This window comes from Bacillus sp. FJAT-22090 (genome assembly GCF_007676755.1).
Lineage (GTDB): Bacteria > Bacillota > Bacilli > Bacillales_A > Planococcaceae > Psychrobacillus.
This window is the reverse complement of record NZ_VEBK01000034.1, coordinates 1-1,740: the sequence shown is the minus strand read 5'-3', so window position 1 is coordinate 1,740 and position 1,740 is coordinate 1. Positions and strand designations below refer to the sequence as shown.

1 protein-coding gene is annotated in these 1,740 nt (G+C 37.6%); it reads left to right on the top strand.

Going from position 1 to position 1,740, the window contains the following annotated elements; all coding sequences use genetic code 11:
* Positions 1-1,659, top strand: a 1,659-nt coding sequence (locus tag FS486_RS19830; RefSeq protein WP_144514028.1) for a reverse transcriptase/maturase family protein, incomplete at its 5' end; no start/stop codon positions are given.
* Positions 1,660-1,740 lie beyond the last annotated feature (81 nt).

Genomic DNA, 1,740 nt, shown 5'->3' with positions numbered 1-1,740 from the left:
GGTACATTCCGTTTCTCGCCTGTAAGAAGGGTCTATATTCCAAAATCTAATGGTAAGAAGCGGCCATTGGGAGTGCCAAATTTTAGGGATAAACTTGTCCAAGAAGTAATGAGAATGATATTAAACAATGCTTACGAACCCGTCTTCTCAAGTAATTCACACGGATTTAGAGAGGAGAGAAGTTGTCACACAGCTTTATCTCAAATCAAAAATACGTGGAAAGGATTGACTTGGTGTATAGAAGGGGACATTAAAGGGTTCTTTGATAATATCAATCACAATGTATTACTTAAGTTGATTTCTAAAAAAATTGACGATAGAAGATTTCTACTACTTATCCATAATGCATTAAAATGTGGCGTAATGGAAAATTGGCAGTATAACAAAACGTACAGTGGTACACCGCAAGGAGGAATTATTTCTCCGTTACTGGCGAACATCTATCTTCATGAGTTTGACTTGTTTATGGAAGAACAAATGAAGAAATTCGATAGCGGAAGACTTCGAGAGAGAAGTAAAGAGACGAAGGCATTGAAATCAAGCATCTACACTGCCCGAAAGAAAATCCAAAGGATGGACGATAAATTCGGTCATATACTTTGGGAAGGACGTTCGATGTTGGTTGAACAAATTCGAGACATAAAAAGGAAAAGCCTGACAGTCCCGTCTGTTGATCCGATGGACGAAAACTATCGAAGGATGAAATATGTACGATATGCGGACGATTTTGTTGTTGGAATTGCAGGCAACAAAGAGCATGCAATAAAGATAAAAGAAGTAGTAGGAAGATTTCTTGAAGAAGAATTGGCGCTTGAACTAAGTGAAGAAAAGACACTTGTTACACATCTAGAAAATCCCGTCCCTTTCTTAGGGTATGAATTCCGAACATGGCAAGAAGTGAAAGTAAAACGTGTAAAATATAAAAATCACGGACAGCCAATTAAGAAAAGAACCTTATCGGGTGGGATTAAGCTAGAAATCCCTTCAAAGAAAATAAAAGATTTCGCGTTGAAAAACAACTATGGAAATTTAGACGATTTCAAGATTACGCATAGGACAAAGCTCATTAACAATTCGGAGCTAGAAATAGTCATGACCTACAATGCGGAACTGCGGGGCATCGCAAACTATTACAAACTAGCAAATAACTATCATCACTTGGATAGGTTATTCTACTTAGCAGAGAGTAGTTTTATCAAGACGATGGCTAATAAACGACGAAGTACCTCGGCAAAAGTAGCAAATAGTATGAGGAAACATAAACAAGGTGTGTTATGTCTTGTACGCTACGATATGAAGGGCAATGAAATTCTGCATCAATTTGTAAGATTGAAGGACATGCCGAAATCTAAAGGTGCGATAAAAGCAGACTCAACTGAATCAGACCTTTTCCCGAATACGTACAAATACTCGGGCAAGACAGAGTTTGAAAAACGTTTATTAGCAAACCAATGTGAAGCTTGTGGGACAACTGAAGGTCAAATGGAAGTTCATCATATAAGAAAACTAAAAGACTTGAAGAAAAAGAAAAATCTCAAGTATTTAGAACGAATTATGATTGAACGAAACCGAAAAACTTTAGTTCTATGTTATGACTGTCACCATAAACATCATGAAAAGCAAGTTCCGATTAATCAACTGGAGAGCCGTATACGCTGAAAGGTGTACGTACGGTTCGGAGGGGGGAATTGTGAAACCTATTATGGAAACATAATAAGGCGCATGATTCCTACCCTACAA